The 18,333-nt window shown below is 53.2% G+C and carries 13 protein-coding genes, 1 tRNA gene and 3 rRNA genes; 13 read left to right on the plus strand and 4 right to left on the minus strand.

Annotated elements, in window-relative coordinates:
- Positions 1–58 precede the first annotated feature (58 nt).
- The 6 genes from nudC (at position 59) to FEM44_RS11740 (ending at position 4,417) form a co-directional block, all read left to right on the plus strand.
- The gene (gene nudC / locus FEM44_RS11715) at positions 59–832 is read left to right on the plus strand and encodes an NAD(+) diphosphatase (protein ID WP_135523484.1); all 774 of its coding nucleotides are present in this window, start codon (positions 59–61) and stop codon (positions 830–832) included.
- Between the two features lie 39 nt (positions 833–871).
- Complete coding sequence (hemE, locus tag FEM44_RS11720) at positions 872–1,936, plus strand: uroporphyrinogen decarboxylase (RefSeq protein ID WP_135523485.1); 1,065 nt, start codon at positions 872–874, stop codon at positions 1,934–1,936.
- A 9-nt stretch (positions 1,937–1,945) separates the two neighbouring features.
- Entirely contained in the window at positions 1,946–2,617 is a 672-nt protein-coding gene (gene nfi / locus FEM44_RS11725) for a deoxyribonuclease V (protein WP_135523486.1), read from the plus strand.
- A 42-nt stretch (positions 2,618–2,659) separates the two neighbouring features.
- Positions 2,660–3,250: a YjaG family protein gene (locus tag FEM44_RS11730; RefSeq protein ID WP_000940106.1), complete on the plus strand. Its 591-nt coding sequence runs from the start codon at positions 2,660–2,662 to the stop codon at positions 3,248–3,250.
- A gap of 186 nt (positions 3,251–3,436) precedes the next feature.
- Entirely contained in the window at positions 3,437–3,709 is a 273-nt protein-coding gene (hupA, locus tag FEM44_RS11735) for a nucleoid-associated protein HU-alpha (RefSeq protein WP_001044513.1), read from the plus strand.
- A gap of 12 nt (positions 3,710–3,721) precedes the next feature.
- Positions 3,722–4,417, plus strand: coding sequence for a DUF1481 domain-containing protein (locus FEM44_RS11740; RefSeq protein WP_032147960.1), 696 nt, complete (start codon positions 3,722–3,724; stop codon positions 4,415–4,417).
- A gap of 1 nt (position 4,418) precedes the next feature.
- On the opposite strand, the gene zraP is transcribed toward FEM44_RS11740, so the two are convergent.
- Entirely contained in the window at positions 4,419–4,841 is a 423-nt protein-coding gene (gene zraP, locus FEM44_RS11745) for a zinc resistance sensor/chaperone ZraP (RefSeq protein WP_135523487.1), read from the minus strand.
- A gap of 237 nt (positions 4,842–5,078) precedes the next feature.
- On the opposite strand from zraP, the gene zraS reads away from it, so the two are divergent.
- Positions 5,079–6,476, plus strand: coding sequence for a two-component system sensor histidine kinase ZraS (gene zraS, locus FEM44_RS11750; protein WP_135523488.1), 1,398 nt, complete (start codon positions 5,079–5,081; stop codon positions 6,474–6,476).
- Positions 6,473–7,798 (plus strand): sigma-54-dependent response regulator transcription factor ZraR, encoded by a 1,326-nt coding sequence (gene zraR / locus FEM44_RS11755; protein ID WP_135523489.1) that lies wholly within the window; start codon positions 6,473–6,475, stop codon positions 7,796–7,798. Before zraS ends, zraR begins: the two co-directional genes overlap by 4 nt.
- On the opposite strand, the gene purD is transcribed toward zraR, so the two are convergent.
- Both purD and purH read right to left on the minus strand, forming a co-directional pair.
- Entirely contained in the window at positions 7,795–9,084 is a 1,290-nt protein-coding gene (gene purD, locus FEM44_RS11760; RefSeq protein WP_135523490.1) for a phosphoribosylamine--glycine ligase, read from the minus strand. The genes zraR and purD overlap by 4 nt on opposite strands.
- Before the next feature lie 11 nt (positions 9,085–9,095).
- Positions 9,096–10,685, minus strand: a complete 1,590-nt coding sequence (purH, locus tag FEM44_RS11765; protein ID WP_135523491.1) for a bifunctional phosphoribosylaminoimidazolecarboxamide formyltransferase/IMP cyclohydrolase — start codon at positions 10,683–10,685, stop codon at positions 9,096–9,098.
- A gap of 616 nt (positions 10,686–11,301) precedes the next feature.
- Here purH and FEM44_RS11770 point away from each other — a divergent pair.
- The 4 genes from FEM44_RS11770 (at position 11,302) to rrf (ending at position 16,313) form a co-directional block, all read left to right on the plus strand.
- A 16S ribosomal RNA gene (locus tag FEM44_RS11770) occupies positions 11,302–12,843 on the plus strand.
- 85 nt (positions 12,844–12,928) lie between these two features.
- Positions 12,929–13,004, plus strand: a tRNA-Glu gene (locus FEM44_RS11775).
- Between the two features lie 190 nt (positions 13,005–13,194).
- Positions 13,195–16,096 (plus strand): 23S ribosomal RNA (locus FEM44_RS11780).
- Between the two features lie 101 nt (positions 16,097–16,197).
- Positions 16,198–16,313, plus strand: a 5S ribosomal RNA gene (gene rrf / locus FEM44_RS11785).
- The 16S, 23S and 5S rRNA genes sit together here with 1 tRNA gene alongside, the layout of an rRNA operon.
- A gap of 285 nt (positions 16,314–16,598) precedes the next feature.
- Here the strand turns inward: rrf and FEM44_RS11795 are convergent.
- Positions 16,599–17,042 (minus strand): acetyltransferase, encoded by a 444-nt coding sequence (locus FEM44_RS11795; protein ID WP_135523493.1) that lies wholly within the window; start codon positions 17,040–17,042, stop codon positions 16,599–16,601.
- 156 nt (positions 17,043–17,198) lie between these two features.
- Here FEM44_RS11795 and metA point away from each other — a divergent pair, with 156 nt between their 5' ends.
- Positions 17,199–18,128, plus strand: a complete 930-nt coding sequence (gene metA, locus FEM44_RS11800) for a homoserine O-acetyltransferase MetA (protein WP_135523494.1) — start codon at positions 17,199–17,201, stop codon at positions 18,126–18,128.
- The last annotated feature ends 205 nt before the right edge of the window (positions 18,129–18,333 follow it).

Below are 18,333 nucleotides of genomic sequence, written 5' to 3' on the forward strand. Positions count from 1 at the left end.
GTGAGAAATGTAAAAACCATGTTAAACATGCCAGTGATGCAAAGGTAGTGCAAGAGCTATGGATCGTATAATTGAAAAATTAGATCACGGCTGGTGGGTCGTCAGTCATGAGCAAAAATTATGGTTGCCGAAGGGTGAATTGCCATATGGCACAGCGGCAAATTTTGATCTTGTGGGCCAGCGCGCACTACAAATCGGCGAATGGCAGGGAGAACCTGTTTGGCTAGTGCAACAGCAGCGTCGCCATGATATGGGCTCGGTGCGCCAGGTCATTGATCTGGACGTAGGGCTGTTTCAATTAGCCGGACGTGGTGTGCAACTGGCGGAGTTTTATCGCTCGCATAAATACTGCGGTTACTGCGGGCATGAAATGTACCCAAGCAAAACCGAATGGGCGATGCTGTGCAGCCACTGCCGTGAGCGTTATTACCCGCAAATCGCACCCTGCATTATTGTTGCCATCCGTCGTGATGATTCGATCCTTCTCGCCCAGCATACCCGCCATCGTAACGGTGTCCATACGGTACTCGCCGGATTCGTCGAAGTGGGCGAAACTCTCGAACAGGCAGTCGCGCGGGAAGTGATGGAAGAGAGTGGCATCAAAGTCAAAAACTTGCGTTACGTGACTTCCCAGCCGTGGCCGTTTCCTCAGTCATTAATGACTGCGTTTATGGCGGACTATGACAGCGGCGACATCGTGATCGACCCGAAAGAATTGCTCGAGGCGAACTGGTATCGCTATGACGATTTGCCGTTACTTCCACCGCCCGGCACCGTAGCGCGCCGTCTGATAGAAGATACGGTGGCGATGTGTCGGGCAGAGTATGAGTGATGATACACTGACCGCCTGACGCACTAAGGAACAGCCAAAATGACCGAACTTAAAAACGATCGTTATCTGCGGGCGCTGCTGCGCCAGCCCGTTGATGTCACTCCAGTATGGATGATGCGCCAGGCGGGTCGCTATCTACCAGAATATAAAGCCACGCGCGCTCAGGCGGGCGATTTTATGTCGCTGTGCAAAAACGCCGAACTGGCGTGCGAAGTGACTTTGCAACCGCTGCGTCGCTATCCGCTGGATGCGGCAATCCTCTTTTCCGATATCCTCACCGTTCCGGACGCGATGGGGTTAGGGCTCTATTTTGAAGTCGGAGAAGGCCCGCGTTTTACCACACCAGTCACCTGCAAAGCTGACGTCGATAAACTGCCAATTCCGGACCCGGAAGATGAGCTGGGTTACGTGATGAACGCGGTGCGTACCATTCGTCGCGAACTGAAAGGCGAAGTGCCGCTGATTGGTTTTTCCGGCAGCCCGTGGACGCTGGCGACCTACATGGTGGAAGGCGGCAGCAGCAAAGCGTTCACCGTGATCAAAAAAATGATGTATGCCGATCCGCAGGCGCTGCACGCGCTACTCGATAAACTGGCGAAAAGCGTCACTCTGTACCTGAACGCGCAGATTAAAGCCGGTGCTCAGGCAGTGATGATTTTCGACACCTGGGGCGGCGTGCTTACCGGGCGCGATTATCAACAGTTCTCGCTTTATTACATGCATAAAATTGTTGATGGTTTACTGCGTGAAAACGACGGTCGCCGCGTACCGGTCACGCTGTTTACCAAAGGCGGCGGACAGTGGCTGGAAGCCATGGCAGAAACCGGTTGCGATGCGCTGGGCCTCGACTGGACAACGGACATCGCCGATGCACGCCGCCGCGTCGGCAATAAAGTCGCGTTGCAGGGCAATATGGACCCGTCGATGCTGTATGCGCCGCCTGCCCGCATTGAAGAAGAAGTAGCGACTATACTTGCAGGTTTCGGTCACGGCGAAGGTCATGTCTTTAACCTCGGCCACGGTATCCATCAGGATGTGCCGCCAGAACATGCTGGCGTGTTTGTGGAGGCAGTGCATCGCCTGTCTGCGCCTTATCATCAGTAAGGAGTGGTTATGGATCTCGCGTCATTACGCACACAACAACTTGAACTGGCTTCTTCTGTGATCCGCGAGGATCGACTCGATAAAGATCCGCCGGATCTGATCGCCGGAGCCGATGTCGGGTTTGAGCAGGGCGGAGAAGTGACGCGAGCGGCGATGGTGCTGCTGAAATACCCCTCGCTTGAGCTGGTGGAGTATAAAGTGGCCCGCATCGCTACTACCATGCCTTACATTCCAGGTTTTCTTTCCTTCCGCGAATATCCTGCGCTGCTGGCCGCGTGGGAGATGCTGCCGCAAAAGCCGGATTTAGTGTTTGTCGATGGTCACGGGATCTCGCATCCTCGCCGTCTTGGCGTCGCCAGCCATTTTGGCTTATTGGTGGATGTGCCGACCATTGGCGTGGCGAAAAAACGGCTATGCGGTAAATTCGAACCGCTCTCCAGCGAACCGGGCGCGCTGGCGCCGCTGATGGATAAAGGCGAGCAGCTGGCCTGGGTCTGGCGCAGCAAAGCGCGCTGTAACCCTCTGTTTATTTCTACCGGCCATCGGGTCAGTGTGGATAGCGCGCTGGCGTGGGTACAACGCTGCATGAAAGGCTATCGTCTGCCGGAGCCAACGCGCTGGGCGGACGCGGTGGCCTCGGAACGTCCGGCGTTCGTGCGCTATACAGCAAATCAGCCCTAATTCAGGTAAACTGCGGATAATTTCCGTATTTGAGAACTCAACATGTTACAAAACCCGATTCATCTGCGTCTGGAGCGACTGGAAAGCTGGCAGCACGTCACTTTCATGGCTTGCTTATGCGAACGCATGTACCCCAATTACGCCATGTTCTGCCAGCAAACCGGTTTTGGTGATGGGCAAATTTATCGCCGCATTCTCGATCTCATCTGGGAAACGCTGACCGTCAAAGACGCAAAAGTAAATTTCGACAGCCAACTGGAGAAATTTGAAGAAGCGATCCCGTCAGCCGACGATTTCGATCTGTACGGCGTTTATCCGGCAATCGATGCCTGCGTGGCGTTAAGTGAACTGGTTCATTCGCGTTTGAGTGGTGAAACGCTCGAACACGCGGTGGAAGTGAGTAAGACCTCCATCACTACCGTGGCGATGTTGGAAATGACTCAGGCTGGTCGCGAAATGAGCGATGAAGAGCTCAAAGAAAACCCAGCTGTAGAGCAAGAATGGGACATTCAGTGGGAAATATTCCGACTTTTAGCCGAGTGTGAAGAACGTGACATCGAGCTGATAAAAGGCCTTAGAGCCGACCTGCGTGAGGCGGGTGAGAGCAATATTGGTATAATTTTTCAGCAATAAGACCAGAAAACGTGAATTAACGCCTGATTTGTCGTACCTGGAGTCTTCCCTTTCGCCCCCCGTCTGGTCTACATTTGGGGGGCGAAAAAAAGTGGCTATCGGTGCGTGTATGCAGGAGAGTGCTATTCTGGCATTTCCGTCGCACTCGATGCTTAGCAAGCGATAAACACATTGTAAGGATAACTTATGAACAAGACTCAACTGATTGATGTAATTGCAGAGAAAGCAGAACTGTCCAAAACCCAGGCTAAAGCTGCTCTGGAGTCCACTCTGGCTGCAATTACTGAGTCTCTGAAAGAAGGCGATGCTGTACAACTGGTTGGTTTCGGTACCTTCAAAGTGAACCACCGCGCTGAGCGTACTGGCCGCAACCCGCAGACCGGTAAAGAAATCAAAATCGCCGCTGCGAACGTACCGGCATTTGTTTCTGGCAAGGCACTGAAAGACGCAGTTAAGTAAGATTGCGTGGCAGTGAACAGTTTTAACGAAGGGGTGGTTTCACCCCTTTTGTCTTTCTGGCGTCGCTCATTGATGCTGGCAGGCGCGCTGTTTCTTACTGCTTGTAGCCATAACTCCTCACTTCCTCCCTTTACCGCCAGTGGATTTGCTGAAGATCAGGGCGCGGTACGCATCTGGCGAAAAGACAGCGGCGATAATGTCCATCTGCTTGCCGTATTTAGCCCGTGGCGCAATGGCGATACCACGACGCGAGAGTATCGCTGGCAGGGCGATAACCTCACGCTTATCAATATCAATGTTTACAGCAAACCGCCGGTGAACATTCGCGCGCGTTTTGACGATCGCGGCGATCTGAGCTTTATGCAACGTGAATCCGACGGGGAAAAGCAGCAGCTTTCTAACGACCAAATCGATTTATACCGTTATCGTGCTGACCAAATCCGCCAGATTAGCGATGCCTTACGTCAGGGGAGAGTGGTGCTGCGTCAGGGACGCTGGCATGCGATGGAACAGACCGTGACCACCTGCGAAGGGCAAACCATTAAACCTGATTTAGATTCGCAGGCTATAGCGCATATCGAGCGCCGCCAGAGCCGCTCTTCTGTTGATGTCAGCGTGGCATGGCTGGAAGCGCCCGAAGGTTCGCAATTACTGTTAGTGGCAAACTCTGATTTCTGTCGCTGGCAACCCAACGAGAAAACGTTCTGATTTACCAGTGGCCCATCCCCATATGACCACCGTCGCAGCCACCGTAACCCATGCCCATTCCGGCACCGCGCGGAATACCCGCTTCAGCCATCGCGATATCCCGTTTCACCCGCAACTCATCTAACGACTGACGCAAAGTCTCCATCTCTTTGGCGACCGCATTAATTTTGCTGCTATCCGGTGGGTTAGCGGCTAACAGAGCGTTGTATTCATAACGCTTCGTCACCAGTTGCTGTTGCAGCGCGCTGCTTTGGGCGTAAAAGTCATTATGGATTTTCTGCCACGCAGTTTGTTGTTCGCTGGTCAAAGGCGCGGCATTTTGCTGCCACATACCGTGTCCGCCGTGAGCAAATGCAGATGTCGCTCCCATCGTCATTGCTGAAAGCGCCATCATCACCAGGGCAATTTTCGTGTTCCGTTTCATGGTTAATCCTCCAGTGGTTGTCTTACTTTGGGTATTGCATCTTTCGTGCCAACAACGAAACGCTGATATGACGGGCAATCTGGCGTGATAAGCGAGTAAAAATGACTCGCCTGATGTGGGTAGCGAGTCATTTTTACTCATTGAAACTTAAGTCTTTGTGTTACAGCGCAGGGTAAGCGCTGCTAAAAGATGGCATGATTTCTGCTGTCAAAAAGGGATGAACAGGCAAAGAAGAAGATACGTTTTATGCAACGTTCAAAAGACACCTTAGCCAAATGGTTAAGCGCGATCCTCCCCGTGGTCATTGTTGGGCTGGTGGGATTGTTTGCGGTAACTGTGATTCGTGATTATGGGCGGGCAAGCGAGGCCGACCGTCAGGCATTACTGGAAAAAGGTAATGTGCTCATTCGCGCTCTGGAGTCAGGAAGCCGCGTAGGGATGGGGATGCGAATGCACCATGTGCAGCAACAGGCGCTTCTGGAAGAGATGGCAGGCCAGCCTGGGGTGTTGTGGTTTGCGGTCACTGATGCGCAGGGCATCATCATTCTTCACAGTAACCCCGAAATGGTCGGGCGTGCACTCTATTCGCCGGATGAAATGCAGCAGTTAAAGCCAGAGGAAAACTTCCGCTGGCGACTGCTTGAGAAAGCGGAAACTGCGCCTGCGCTTGAGGTCTACCGTTTGTTCCAGCCAATGTCATCGCCCTGGCGGCATGGTATGCACAATATGCCGCGCTGTAACGGCAAAGCTGTGCCACAGGCAGAAGCACAACAGGCTATTTTCATCGCCGTTGACGCCAGCGATTTGGTTGCAACCCAGATTGGGGAGAAGCGCAACACCCTGATTATCCTCTTCGCTCTGGCGACGGTAATGCTGGCAAGCGTGTTGTCATTCTTCTGGTATCGCCGATATCTGCGCTCGCGCCAGCTTCTACAAGATGAGATGAAGCGCAAAGAGAAGCTGGTGGCACTGGGGCATCTTGCGGCAGGCGTCGCCCACGAAATCCGTAACCCGCTTTCCTCGATTAAAGGGCTGGCAAAATACTTTGCCGAGCGCGCGCCTGCGGGGGGCGAAGCGCATCAACTGGCGCAGGTAATGGCGAAAGAAGCCGACCGTTTAAACCGCGTGGTGAGTGAGTTGCTGGAACTGGTTAAGCCAACGCATCTGGCTTTGCAGGCGGTGGATCTCAACACTCTGATTAACCACTCATTGCAGCTGGTAAGCCAGGATGCAAATAGCCGGGAGATCCAGTTACGCTTTACCGCCAGCGACACGTTGCCGGAAATCCAGGCCGATCCGGACAGGCTGACTCAGGTTCTGTTGAATCTCTATCTCAATGCCATTCAGGCGATTGGTCAGCATGGCGTGATTAGCGTGACGGCCAGCGAAAGCGGCGCAGGCGTGAAAATTAGCGTTACTGATAGCGGTAAGGGAATTGCGGCGAATCAGCTTGAAGCCATCTTCACCCCGTACTTCACCACTAAAGCCGAAGGCACCGGGCTGGGGCTGGCGGTCGTGCATAATATTGTTGAACAACACGGTGGTACAATTCAGGTCGCAAGCCAGGAGGGGAAAGGTGCAACGTTCACTCTCTGGCTTCCGGTCAATATTACGCGTAAGGACCCACAAGGATGACGCACGATAATATCGATATTCTGGTGGTGGATGATGACATTAGCCACTGCACTATTTTGCAGGCATTGCTGCGCGGCTGGGGCTATAACGTCGCGCTGGCGAACAGCGGGCGACAGGCGTTGGAGCAGGTGCGGGAACAGGTTTTTGATCTAGTGCTTTGCGATGTGCGAATGGCAGAGATGGATGGCATCGCCACGCTGAAAGAGATCAAAGCGTTAAATCCGGCGATTCCGGTACTGATTATGACCGCTTACTCCAGCGTCGAGACGGCGGTAGAAGCACTGAAAACCGGGGCGCTGGATTATCTCATCAAGCCGCTGGATTTCGATAACCTGCAGGCGACGCTGGAAAAGGCGCTCGCGCATACGCACAGTGTCGATGCTGAAATACCTGCGGTGTCCGCCAGCCAGTTCGGGATGGTTGGTAAAAGCCCGGCGATGCAACACCTGCTCGGTGAAATCGCCCTTGTCGCGCCATCGGAAGCCACGGTGCTGATCCACGGCGATTCCGGTACCGGTAAAGAGCTGGTCGCCAGGGCGATTCACGCCAGTAGCGCACGTAGCGAAAAACCGCTGGTGACGCTCAACTGTGCGGCGCTCAACGAATCCTTACTGGAATCTGAATTGTTCGGTCACGAAAAAGGGGCATTTACCGGCGCCGACAAACGGCGTGAAGGGCGCTTTGTTGAGGCGGACGGCGGCACGCTGTTTCTCGATGAAATTGGCGATATCTCACCGATGATGCAGGTTCGTCTGCTGCGTGCGATTCAGGAGCGCGAAGTGCAACGTGTCGGCAGCAACCAGACTATCTCGGTTGATGTCAGACTGATTGCGGCGACCCATCGCGATCTTGCCGCTGAGGTAAAGGCCGGGCGTTTTCGCCAGGATCTCTACTATCGTCTGAACGTGGTGGCGATTGAAGTACCGTCGCTGCGTCAGCGGCGGGAAGATATTCCTCTGCTGGCTAACCATTTTCTTCAGCGGTTTGCCGAGCGTAATCGCAAGGCGGTAAAAGGTTTTACACCCCAGGCGATGGATCTACTGATTCACTACGACTGGCCGGGAAATATTCGCGAGCTGGAAAACGCGGTGGAACGGGCGGTGGTGCTACTGACCGGGGAATATATTTCCGAACGCGAGCTGCCGCTGGCGATTGCCGGTACGCCGATCCCGCTAGCGCAAAGTCAGGATATTCAGCCGCTGGTGGAGGTGGAAAAAGAGGTGATTCTGGCGGCGCTGGAGAAAACGGGCGGCAACAAAACCGAAGCCGCCCGTCAGTTAGGGATCACGCGTAAAACGCTATTGGCAAAACTGTCGCGTTAGTTCTGCTCGCGCTCGATAGCGCGCCAGCCGATATCTTTCCGGCAGAAGCAGTCGTCCCAGTGGATATCGGTCATTAAGGCATAAGCGCGTTTCTGCGCTTCTGCTACGGTATGACCCAGCGCGGTGACGCACAGTACGCGCCCGCCGCTGGTCACGACCTGCTCGTCATCCGCCAGTTTTGTGCCCGCGTGGAACACTTTGCCGCCTGCCACTTCTTCCAGCGGCAGGCCGTGGATCACATCGCCGGTGCGGTAATCGCCCGGATATCCACCCGCAGCCATCACCACGCCGAGAGAAGCTCGCTCATCCCACTCTGACGTTTTCTCGTCCAGCTTGCCTTCACAGGCCGCCAGGCAGAGCTCAACCAGATCGGACTTCATGCGCAGCATAATCGGCTGGGTTTCCGGATCGCCAAAGCGGCAGTTAAATTCGATAACCTTTGGATTGCCCTGTTTGTCGATCATCAGGCCCGCGTAGAGAAAACCGGTGTAGGTGTTGCCTTCCGCCGCCATGCCTTTCACGGTTGGCCAGATGATACGTTCCATGGTGCGCTGATGAACCTCATCGGTCACTACTGGCGCAGGGGAGTAAGCGCCCATCCCGCCGGTGTTCGGTCCGGTATCTTTATCACCTACGCGTTTGTGATCCTGGCTGGTGGCCATCGGTAGCACATGCTCGCCGTCCACCATCACGATAAAACTCGCTTCTTCGCCATCGAGGAACTCTTCGATAACGATGCGATGACCCGCGTCGCCAAAAGCGTTGCCCGCCAGCATATCGTGAACAGCCGCTTCCGCTTCTTCCAGCGTCATCGCTACGATAACGCCTTTCCCGGCAGCCAGACCGTCAGCTTTAATGACGATTGGCGCGCCTTTCTCACGCAGATACGCCAGCGCAGGTTCTACCTCGGTGAAGTTCTGGTATTCCGCCGTAGGGATCTTATGGCGGGCCAGGAAATCTTTGGTAAACGCTTTCGAACCTTCAAGTTGCGCGGCACCTGCGGTTGGGCCGAAGATTTTCATCCCGGCGGCACGGAAGGTATCGACCACGCCTTTCACCAGCGGCGCTTCCGGGCCGACGATGGTCAGATCTACCTTTTCGTTTTGTGCGAAATCCAGCAGCGCCGGGATATCGGTCACGCCGATGGCGACGTTTTGCAGCGTGGGTTCCAGCGCAGTGCCTGCATTACCCGGAGCAACAAAAACAGTTTCAACCAGCGGCGACTGGGCCGCTTTCCAGGCCAGCGCGTGCTCGCGCCCGCCGTTACCAATCACTAATACTTTCATCTATTGCTCCATTAATGGCGGAAGTGGCGCATGTCGGTGAAGAGCATCGCAATACCGTGTTCATCGGCGGCGGCAATCACTTCGTCATCACGGATAGAACCGCCAGGCTGGATTACGCAGGTCACGCCCGCAGCGGCGGCGGCATCAATACCGTCGCGGAACGGGAAGAACGCGTCAGAAGCCATCGAGGAACCTTTCACTTCCAGGCCTTCATCGGCAGCTTTAATACCGGCGATTTTCGCGGAGTACACGCGGCTCATCTGGCCCGCGCCAATACCGATGGTCATATTGTTTTTGGCATAGACAATGGCGTTAGATTTCACGAACTTCGCCACTTTCCAGCAGAACAGCGCATCACGCAGTTCCTGTTCGGTCGGCTGGCGTTTGGTGACGACACGCAGTTCTTCCGCACCGACCATCCCCAGATCGCGATCCTGAACCAGCAGACCGCCGTTCACACGTTTGAAATCGAGGCCCGGAATACGTTCGCCCCACTGACCGCAGGTCAGAACGCGTACGTTCTGCTTGGCGGCGGTGATTTTCAGGGCTTCTTCGCTGGCGGACGGCGCAATAATCACTTCGACAAACTGACGAGAAATGATGGCCTGTGCGGTTTCCGCATCCAGCTCGCGGTTAAAGGCAATGATGCCACCGAATGCGGAGGTTGGGTCGGTTTTGTACGCGCGATCGTAAGCATCAAGAAGGGAATTGCCGATAGCCACGCCGCAAGGGTTAGCGTGCTTCACAATCACACATGCCGGCTCGGCGAACTCTTTCACGCACTCCAGCGCCGCATCGGTATCGGCGATGTTGTTATAAGAGAGGGCTTTACCCTGAACCTGGGTTGCGGTGGCAACGGAGGCTTCTTTCACATTCTCTTCTATATAGAAGGCAGCCTGCTGGTGGCTGTTCTCGCCGTAGCGCATATCCTGCTTCTTAATGAAGTTCAGGTTCAGCGTGCGCGGGAAGCGACCGGCAGCTTCTTTGCTTTCACCGTGGTAAGCCGGAACCATGCTGCCAAAGTAGTTGGCAATCATGCTGTCGTAAGCGGCGGTGTGCTCGAAGGCTTTGATGGCGAGGTCGAAACGGGTTGCAAGCGTCAGCGATCCTTCGTTGGCATCCATCTCATTAATAATGGCGTCGTAGTCGCTGCTCTTCACGACGATTGCGACATCTTTATGGTTCTTGGCGGCGGAGCGCACCATCGTTGGGCCACCGATATCAATGTTCTCAACCGCATCTTCCAGCGAGCAGCCTTCACGAGCAACGGTCTGGGCGAATGGATACAGGTTAACAACCACCATATCGATAGGCTGGATCTGATGTTCTTCCATAATGGCATCGTCCTGGCCGCGACGGCCCAGAATGCCACCATGTACTTTCGGATGCAGAGTCTTCACACGTCCATCCATCATCTCCGGGAAACCGGTGTAATCGGAAACTTCGGTCACCGGCAGACCTTTTTCTGCTAACAGACGGGCAGTGCCTCCTGTAGATAGCAGCTCCACACCACGTGCGGAAAGTGCCTGGGCGAATTCGACGATACCGGCTTTGTCAGAAACACTGAGCAGAGCGCGGCGGACTGGACGACGTTGTTGCATGGTAAATCCCCTGGATTTGACTATTACAGAGAGCGTTAGCTGAATTTTTCGCGAAAAACTCAGCTAACGCCCCTAACGGGGCATCCTTATTTTTCGCCAGCATTGTAACGAAAACGTTTGCGCAACGCTCGCGAATTTTTCTCTTTCAATGGTGATCACAATTTTGACAGTGGTTACCGTGGGAAAAATACAGAAATTGCATTGATGATTGTGGATAACTCTGTGTGTAAAAAGGTATAAAGCGGGGTTTTGCTGGGGAATGCAGCAGTCAGTCATTTTTCTGCAATTTTTCTATTGCGGCCTGCGGAGAACTCCCTATAATGCGCCTCCATCGACACGGCGGATGTGAATCACTTCACACAAACAGCCGGTTCGGTTAAAGAGAAAAATCCTGAAATTCAGGGTTGACTCTGAAAGAGGAAAGCGTAATATACGCCACCTCGCGACAGTGAGCTGAAAGCCGCGTCGCAACTGCTCTTTAACAATTTATCAGACAATCTGTGTGGGCACTCGAAGATACGGATTCTTAACGTCGCAAGACGATAAATGAATACCAAGTCTCAAGAGTGAACACGTAATTCATTACGAAGTTTAATTCTTTGAGCATCAAACTTTTAAATTGAAGAGTTTGATCATGGCTCAGATTGAACGCTGGCGGCAGGCCTAACACATGCAAGTCGAACGGTAACAGGAAACAGCTTGCTGTTTCGCTGACGAGTGGCGGACGGGTGAGTAATGTCTGGGAAACTGCCTGATGGAGGGGGATAACTACTGGAAACGGTAGCTAATACCGCATAATGTCGCAAGACCAAAGAGGGGGACCTTCGGGCCTCTTGCCATCGGATGTGCCCAGATGGGATTAGCTAGTAGGTGGGGTAACGGCTCACCTAGGCGACGATCCCTAGCTGGTCTGAGAGGATGACCAGCCACACTGGAACTGAGACACGGTCCAGACTCCTACGGGAGGCAGCAGTGGGGAATATTGCACAATGGGCGCAAGCCTGATGCAGCCATGCCGCGTGTATGAAGAAGGCCTTCGGGTTGTAAAGTACTTTCAGCGGGGAGGAAGGGAGTAAAGTTAATACCTTTGCTCATTGACGTTACCCGCAGAAGAAGCACCGGCTAACTCCGTGCCAGCAGCCGCGGTAATACGGAGGGTGCAAGCGTTAATCGGAATTACTGGGCGTAAAGCGCACGCAGGCGGTTTGTTAAGTCGGATGTGAAATCCCCGGGCTCAACCTGGGAACTGCATCTGATACTGGCAAGCTTGAGTCTCGTAGAGGGGGGTAGAATTCCAGGTGTAGCGGTGAAATGCGTAGAGATCTGGAGGAATACCGGTGGCGAAGGCGGCCCCCTGGACGAAGACTGACGCTCAGGTGCGAAAGCGTGGGGAGCAAACAGGATTAGATACCCTGGTAGTCCACGCCGTAAACGATGTCGACTTGGAGGTTGTGCCCTTGAGGCGTGGCTTCCGGAGCTAACGCGTTAAGTCGACCGCCTGGGGAGTACGGCCGCAAGGTTAAAACTCAAATGAATTGACGGGGGCCCGCACAAGCGGTGGAGCATGTGGTTTAATTCGATGCAACGCGAAGAACCTTACCTGGTCTTGACATACACAGAACTTTCCAGAGATGGATTGGTGCCTTCGGGAACTGTGAGACAGGTGCTGCATGGCTGTCGTCAGCTCGTGTTGTGAAATGTTGGGTTAAGTCCCGCAACGAGCGCAACCCTTATCCTTTGTTGCCAGCGGTCCGGCCGGGAACTCAAAGGAGACTGCCAGTGATAAACTGGAGGAAGGTGGGGATGACGTCAAGTCATCATGGCCCTTACGACCAGGGCTACACACGTGCTACAATGGCGCATACAAAGAGAAGCGACCTCGCGAGAGCAAGCGGACCTCATAAAGTGCGTCGTAGTCCGGATTGGAGTCTGCAACTCGACTCCATGAAGTCGGAATCGCTAGTAATCGTGGATCAGAATGCCACGGTGAATACGTTCCCGGGCCTTGTACACACCGCCCGTCACACCATGGGAGTGGGTTGCAAAAGAAGTAGGTAGCTTAACCTTCGGGAGGGCGCTTACCACTTTGTGATTCATGACTGGGGTGAAGTCGTAACAAGGTAACCGTAGGGGAACCTGCGGTTGGATCACCTCCTTACCTTAAAGAACTGTTCTTTGCAGTGCTCACACAGATTGTCTGATAGAAAGTGAAAAGCAAGGCGTCTTGCGAAGCAGACTGATACGTCCCCTTCGTCTAGAGGCCCAGGACACCGCCCTTTCACGGCGGTAACAGGGGTTCGAATCCCCTAGGGGACGCCACTTGCTGGTTTGTGAGTGAAAGTCGCCGACCTCTGTATCTCAAAACTCACTTACGAGTGATGTTTGAGATATTTGCTCTTTAAAAATCTGGATCAAGCTGAAAATTGAAACGACACACTATTTAAGTGTGTTCGAGTCTCTCAAATTTTCGCAACACGATGGTGTTTTACGAAACATCTTCGGGTTGTGAGGTTAAGCGACTAAGCGTACACGGTGGATGCCCTGGCAGTCAGAGGCGATGAAGGACGTGCTAATCTGCGATAAGCGTCGGTAAGGTGATATGAACCGTTATAACCGGCGATTTCCGAATGGGGAAACCCAGTGTGTTTCGACACACTATCATTAACTGAATCCATAGGTTAATGAGGCGAACCGGGGGAACTGAAACATCTAAGTACCCCGAGGAAAAGAAATCAACCGAGATTCCCCCAGTAGCGGCGAGCGAACGGGGAGCAGCCCAGAGCCTGAATCAGTGTGTGTGTTAGTGGAAGCGTCTGGAAAGGCGCGCGATACAGGGTGACAGCCCCGTACACAAAAATGCACATGCTGTGAGCTCGATGAGTAGGGCGGGACACGTGGTATCCTGTCTGAATATGGGGGGACCATCCTCCAAGGCTAAATACTCCTGACTGACCGATAGTGAACCAGTACCGTGAGGGAAAGGCGAAAAGAACCCCGGCGAGGGGAGTGAAAAAGAACCTGAAACCGTGTACGTACAAGCAGTGGGAGCCTCTTTATGGGGTGACTGCGTACCTTTTGTATAATGGGTCAGCGACTTATATTCTGTAGCAAGGTTAACCGAATAGGGGAGCCGAAGGGAAACCGAGTCTTAACTGGGCGTTAAGTTGCAGGGTATAGACCCGAAACCCGGTGATCTAGCCATGGGCAGGTTGAAGGTTGGGTAACACTAACTGGAGGACCGAACCGACTAATGTTGAAAAATTAGCGGATGACTTGTGGCTGGGGGTGAAAGGCCAATCAAACCGGGAGATAGCTGGTTCTCCCCGAAAGCTATTTAGGTAGCGCCTCGTGAATTCATCTCCGGGGGTAGAGCACTGTTTCGGCAAGGGGGTCATCCCGACTTACCAACCCGATGCAAACTGCGAATACCGGAGAATGTTATCACGGGAGACACACGGCGGGTGCTAACGTCCGTCGTGAAGAGGGAAACAACCCAGACCGCCAGCTAAGGTCCCAAAGTCATGGTTAAGTGGGAAACGATGTGGGAAGGCCCAGACAGCCAGGATGTTGGCTTAGAAGCAGCCATCATTTAAAGAAAGCGTAATAGCTCACTGGTCGAGTCGGCCTGCGCGGAAGATGTAACGGGGCTAAACCATGCACCGAAGCTGCGGCAGCGACACTATGTGTTGTTGGGTAGGGGAGCGTTCTGTAAGCCTGCGAAGGTGTGCTGTGAGGCATGCTGGAGGTATCAGAAGTGCGAATGCTGACATAAGTAACGATAAAGCGGGTGAAAAGCCCGCTCGCCGGAAGACCAAGGGTTCCTGTCCAACGTTAATCGGGGCAGGGTGAGTCGACCCCTAAGGCGAGGCCGAAAGGCGTAGTCGATGGGAAACAGGTTAATATTCCTGTACTTGGTGTTACTGCGAAGGGGGGACGGAGAAGGCTATGTTGGCCGGGCGACGGTTGTCCCGGTTTAAGCGTGTAGGCTGATTTTCCAGGCAAATCCGGAAAATCAAGGCTGAGGCGTGATGACGAGGCACTACGGTGCTGAAGCAACAAATGCCCTGCTTCCAGGAAAAGCCTCTAAGCATCAGGTAACATCAAATCGTACCCCAAACCGACACAGGTGGTCAGGTAGAGAATACCAAGGCGCTTGAGAGAACTCGGGTGAAGGAACTAGGCAAAATGGTGCCGTAACTTCGGGAGAAGGCACGCTGATATGTAGGTGAAGCGACTTGCTCGTGGAGCTGAAATCAGTCGAAGATACCAGCTGGCTGCAACTGTTTATTAAAAACACAGCACTGTGCAAACACGAAAGTGGACGTATACGGTGTGACGCCTGCCCGGTGCCGGAAGGTTAATTGATGGGGTCAGCGCAAGCGAAGCTCTTGATCGAAGCCCCGGTAAACGGCGGCCGTAACTATAACGGTCCTAAGGTAGCGAAATTCCTTGTCGGGTAAGTTCCGACCTGCACGAATGGCGTAATGATGGCCAGGCTGTCTCCACCCGAGACTCAGTGAAATTGAACTCGCTGTGAAGATGCAGTGTACCCGCGGCAAGACGGAAAGACCCCGTGAACCTTTACTATAGCTTGACACTGAACATTGAGCCTTGATGTGTAGGATAGGTGGGAGGCTTTGAAGCGTGGACGCCAGTCTGCGTGGAGCCGACCTTGAAATACCACCCTTTAATGTTTGATGTTCTAACGTAGACCCGTGATCCGGGTTGCGGACAGTGTCTGGTGGGTAGTTTGACTGGGGCGGTCTCCTCCTAAAGAGTAACGGAGGAGCACGAAGGTTGGCTAATCCTGGTCGGACATCAGGAGGTTAGTGCAATGGCATAAGCCAGCTTGACTGCGAGCGTGACGGCGCGAGCAGGTGCGAAAGCAGGTCATAGTGATCCGGTGGTTCTGAATGGAAGGGCCATCGCTCAACGGATAAAAGGTACTCCGGGGATAACAGGCTGATACCGCCCAAGAGTTCATATCGACGGCGGTGTTTGGCACCTCGATGTCGGCTCATCACATCCTGGGGCTGAAGTAGGTCCCAAGGGTATGGCTGTTCGCCATTTAAAGTGGTACGCGAGCTGGGTTTAGAACGTCGTGAGACAGTTCGGTCCCTATCTGCCGTGGGCGCTGGAGAACTGAGGGGGGCTGCTCCTAGTACGAGAGGACCGGAGTGGACGCATCACTGGTGTTCGGGTTGTCATGCCAATGGCACTGCCCGGTAGCTAAATGCGGAAGAGATAAGTGCTGAAAGCATCTAAGCACGAAACTTGCCCCGAGATGAGTTCTCCCTGACTCCTTGAGAGTCCTGAAGGAACGTTGAAGACGACGACGTTGATAGGCCGGGTGTGTAAGCGCAGCGATGCGTTGAGCTAACCGGTACTAATGAACCGTGAGGCTTAACCTTACAACGCCGAAGATGTTTTGGCGGATTGAGAGAAAGATTTTCAGCCTGATACAGATTACATCGACATGTCGAAGAAAGACGTGTTGATAAAACAGAATTTGCCTGGCGGCCTTAGCGCGGTGGTCCCACCTGACCCCATGCCGAACTCAGAAGTGAAACGCCGTAGCGCCGATGGTAGTGTGGGGTCTCCCCATGCGAGAGTAGGGAACTGCCAGGCATCAAATAAAACGAAAGGCTCAGTCGGAAGACTGGGCCTTTTGTTTTATCTGTTGCTTGCCGGTGAACGCTCTCCTGAGTAGGACAAATCCGCCGGGAGCGGATTTGAACGTTGCGAAGCAACGGCCCGGAGGGTGGCGGGCAGGACGCCCGCCATAAACTGCCAGGCATCAGATAAAGCGAAAGGCCATCCGGAAGGGTGGCCTTTTTGCGTTGATGCAGAAAAAATGCCGGATGCGACGCTGGCGCGTCTTATCCAGCCTACGCAGGCACGGTAGGGGGCAGCTTATTCCTCCACATACGCCAGATTCAGCAACGGATACGGTTTCCCCAAATCGTCCACCTCAGAGCGTCCCGTAACCTTAAAACCCACCTTCTTATAGAACCCCACCGCCTGAGCATTTTGTTCATTAACGTTAGTTGTCAGTACCGGTGCCATCGAGAGCGCATGCTTCACCAGCATCCGACCCACGCCGCAGCCGCGCACATCAGGATCGATAAACAGCGCATCCATATGCTGCCCACTTAGCAACATAAACCCAACCGGCTGATCTTGCTCATTAACCGCGACCCACAACGGCGCTTCCGGCAGAAAGGAACGCACCAGCTCTTCCAGCTCGGCCCGATACCCTGCTGATAAAAATTCGTGGGTGGCATCGACAGATCGACACCAAATCGCAACGAGTTCCTCCCCTTCCTCATGCCGTGAGCGGCGAATACTAATAACCATTTTCTCTCCTTTTAGTCATTCTTATATTCTAACGTAGCCTTTTCCTTGAAACTTTCTCACCTTCAACATGCAGGCTCGACATTGGCAAATTTTCTGGTTATCTTCAGCTATCTGGATGTCTAAACGTATAAACGTATGTAAAGAGGTAATCAGGTTATGCCGATTCGTGTGCCGGACGAGCTACCCGCCGTCAATTTCTTGCGTGAAGAAAACGTCTTTGTAATGACAACTTCTCGCGCGTCTGGTCAGGAAATTCGTCCACTAAAGGTGCTTATCCTTAACCTGATGCCGAAGAAGATCGAAACTGAAAATCAGTTTTTACGCCTGCTTTCAAACTCTCCTTTGCAGGTCGATATTCAGTTGTTGCGCATCGATTCCCGCGAGTCGCGCAACACGCCCGCAGAGCATCTGAACAATTTCTACTGCAACTTTGAAGATATACAGGAACAGAACTTTGATGGTCTTATTGTAACTGGCGCGCCGCTGGGTCTGGTGGAGTTTAATGACGTCGCTTACTGGCCGCAGATCAAACAGGTGCTGGAATGGTCGAAAGATCACGTCACCTCAACACTTTTTGTCTGTTGGGCGGTTCAGGCCGCACTCAATATTCTCTACGGCATTCCTAAGCAAACCCGCACTGACAAACTCTCTGGCGTTTACGAGCACCACATTCTCCATCCTCATGCGCTTCTGACGCGTGGTTTTGATGATTCATTTCTGGCGCCACATTCGCGCTATGCAGACTTTCCGGCAGCGTTGATTCGTGATTACACCGATCTGGAGATTCTGGCAGAGACAGAGGAAGGGGACGCATATCTGTTTGCCAGCAAAGATAAGCGTATTGCCTTTGTAACGGGCCATCCCGAATATGATGCGCAAACGCTGGCGCAGGAATATTTCCGTGATGTTGAAGCCGGGCTAACCCCAGATGTGCCGTATAACTATTTCCCGCACAACGATCCGCAAAACAAACCGAGAGCGAGCTGGCGCAGCCACGGCAATTTGCTGTTTACTAACTGGCTCAACTATTACGTCTACCAGATCACGCCATACGATCTGCGTCACATGAATCCAACGCTGGATTAATCTTCTGTGATAGTCGATCGTTAAGCGATTCAGCACCTTACCTCAGGCACCTTCGGGTGCCTTTTTTATTTCCGAAACACCCATCAACAGGTGAATAAATTTTATTCTCATTGTTATCAGTAAGTTAAATGTAATTTAAATTAAAAATGGAAATTGTTTTTGATTTTGCATTTTAAATGAGTAGTCTTAGTTGTGCTGAACGAAA

The sequence above is a fragment of the Escherichia sp. E4742 genome (genome assembly GCF_005843885.1).
Taxonomy (GTDB): domain Bacteria; phylum Pseudomonadota; class Gammaproteobacteria; order Enterobacterales; family Enterobacteriaceae; genus Escherichia.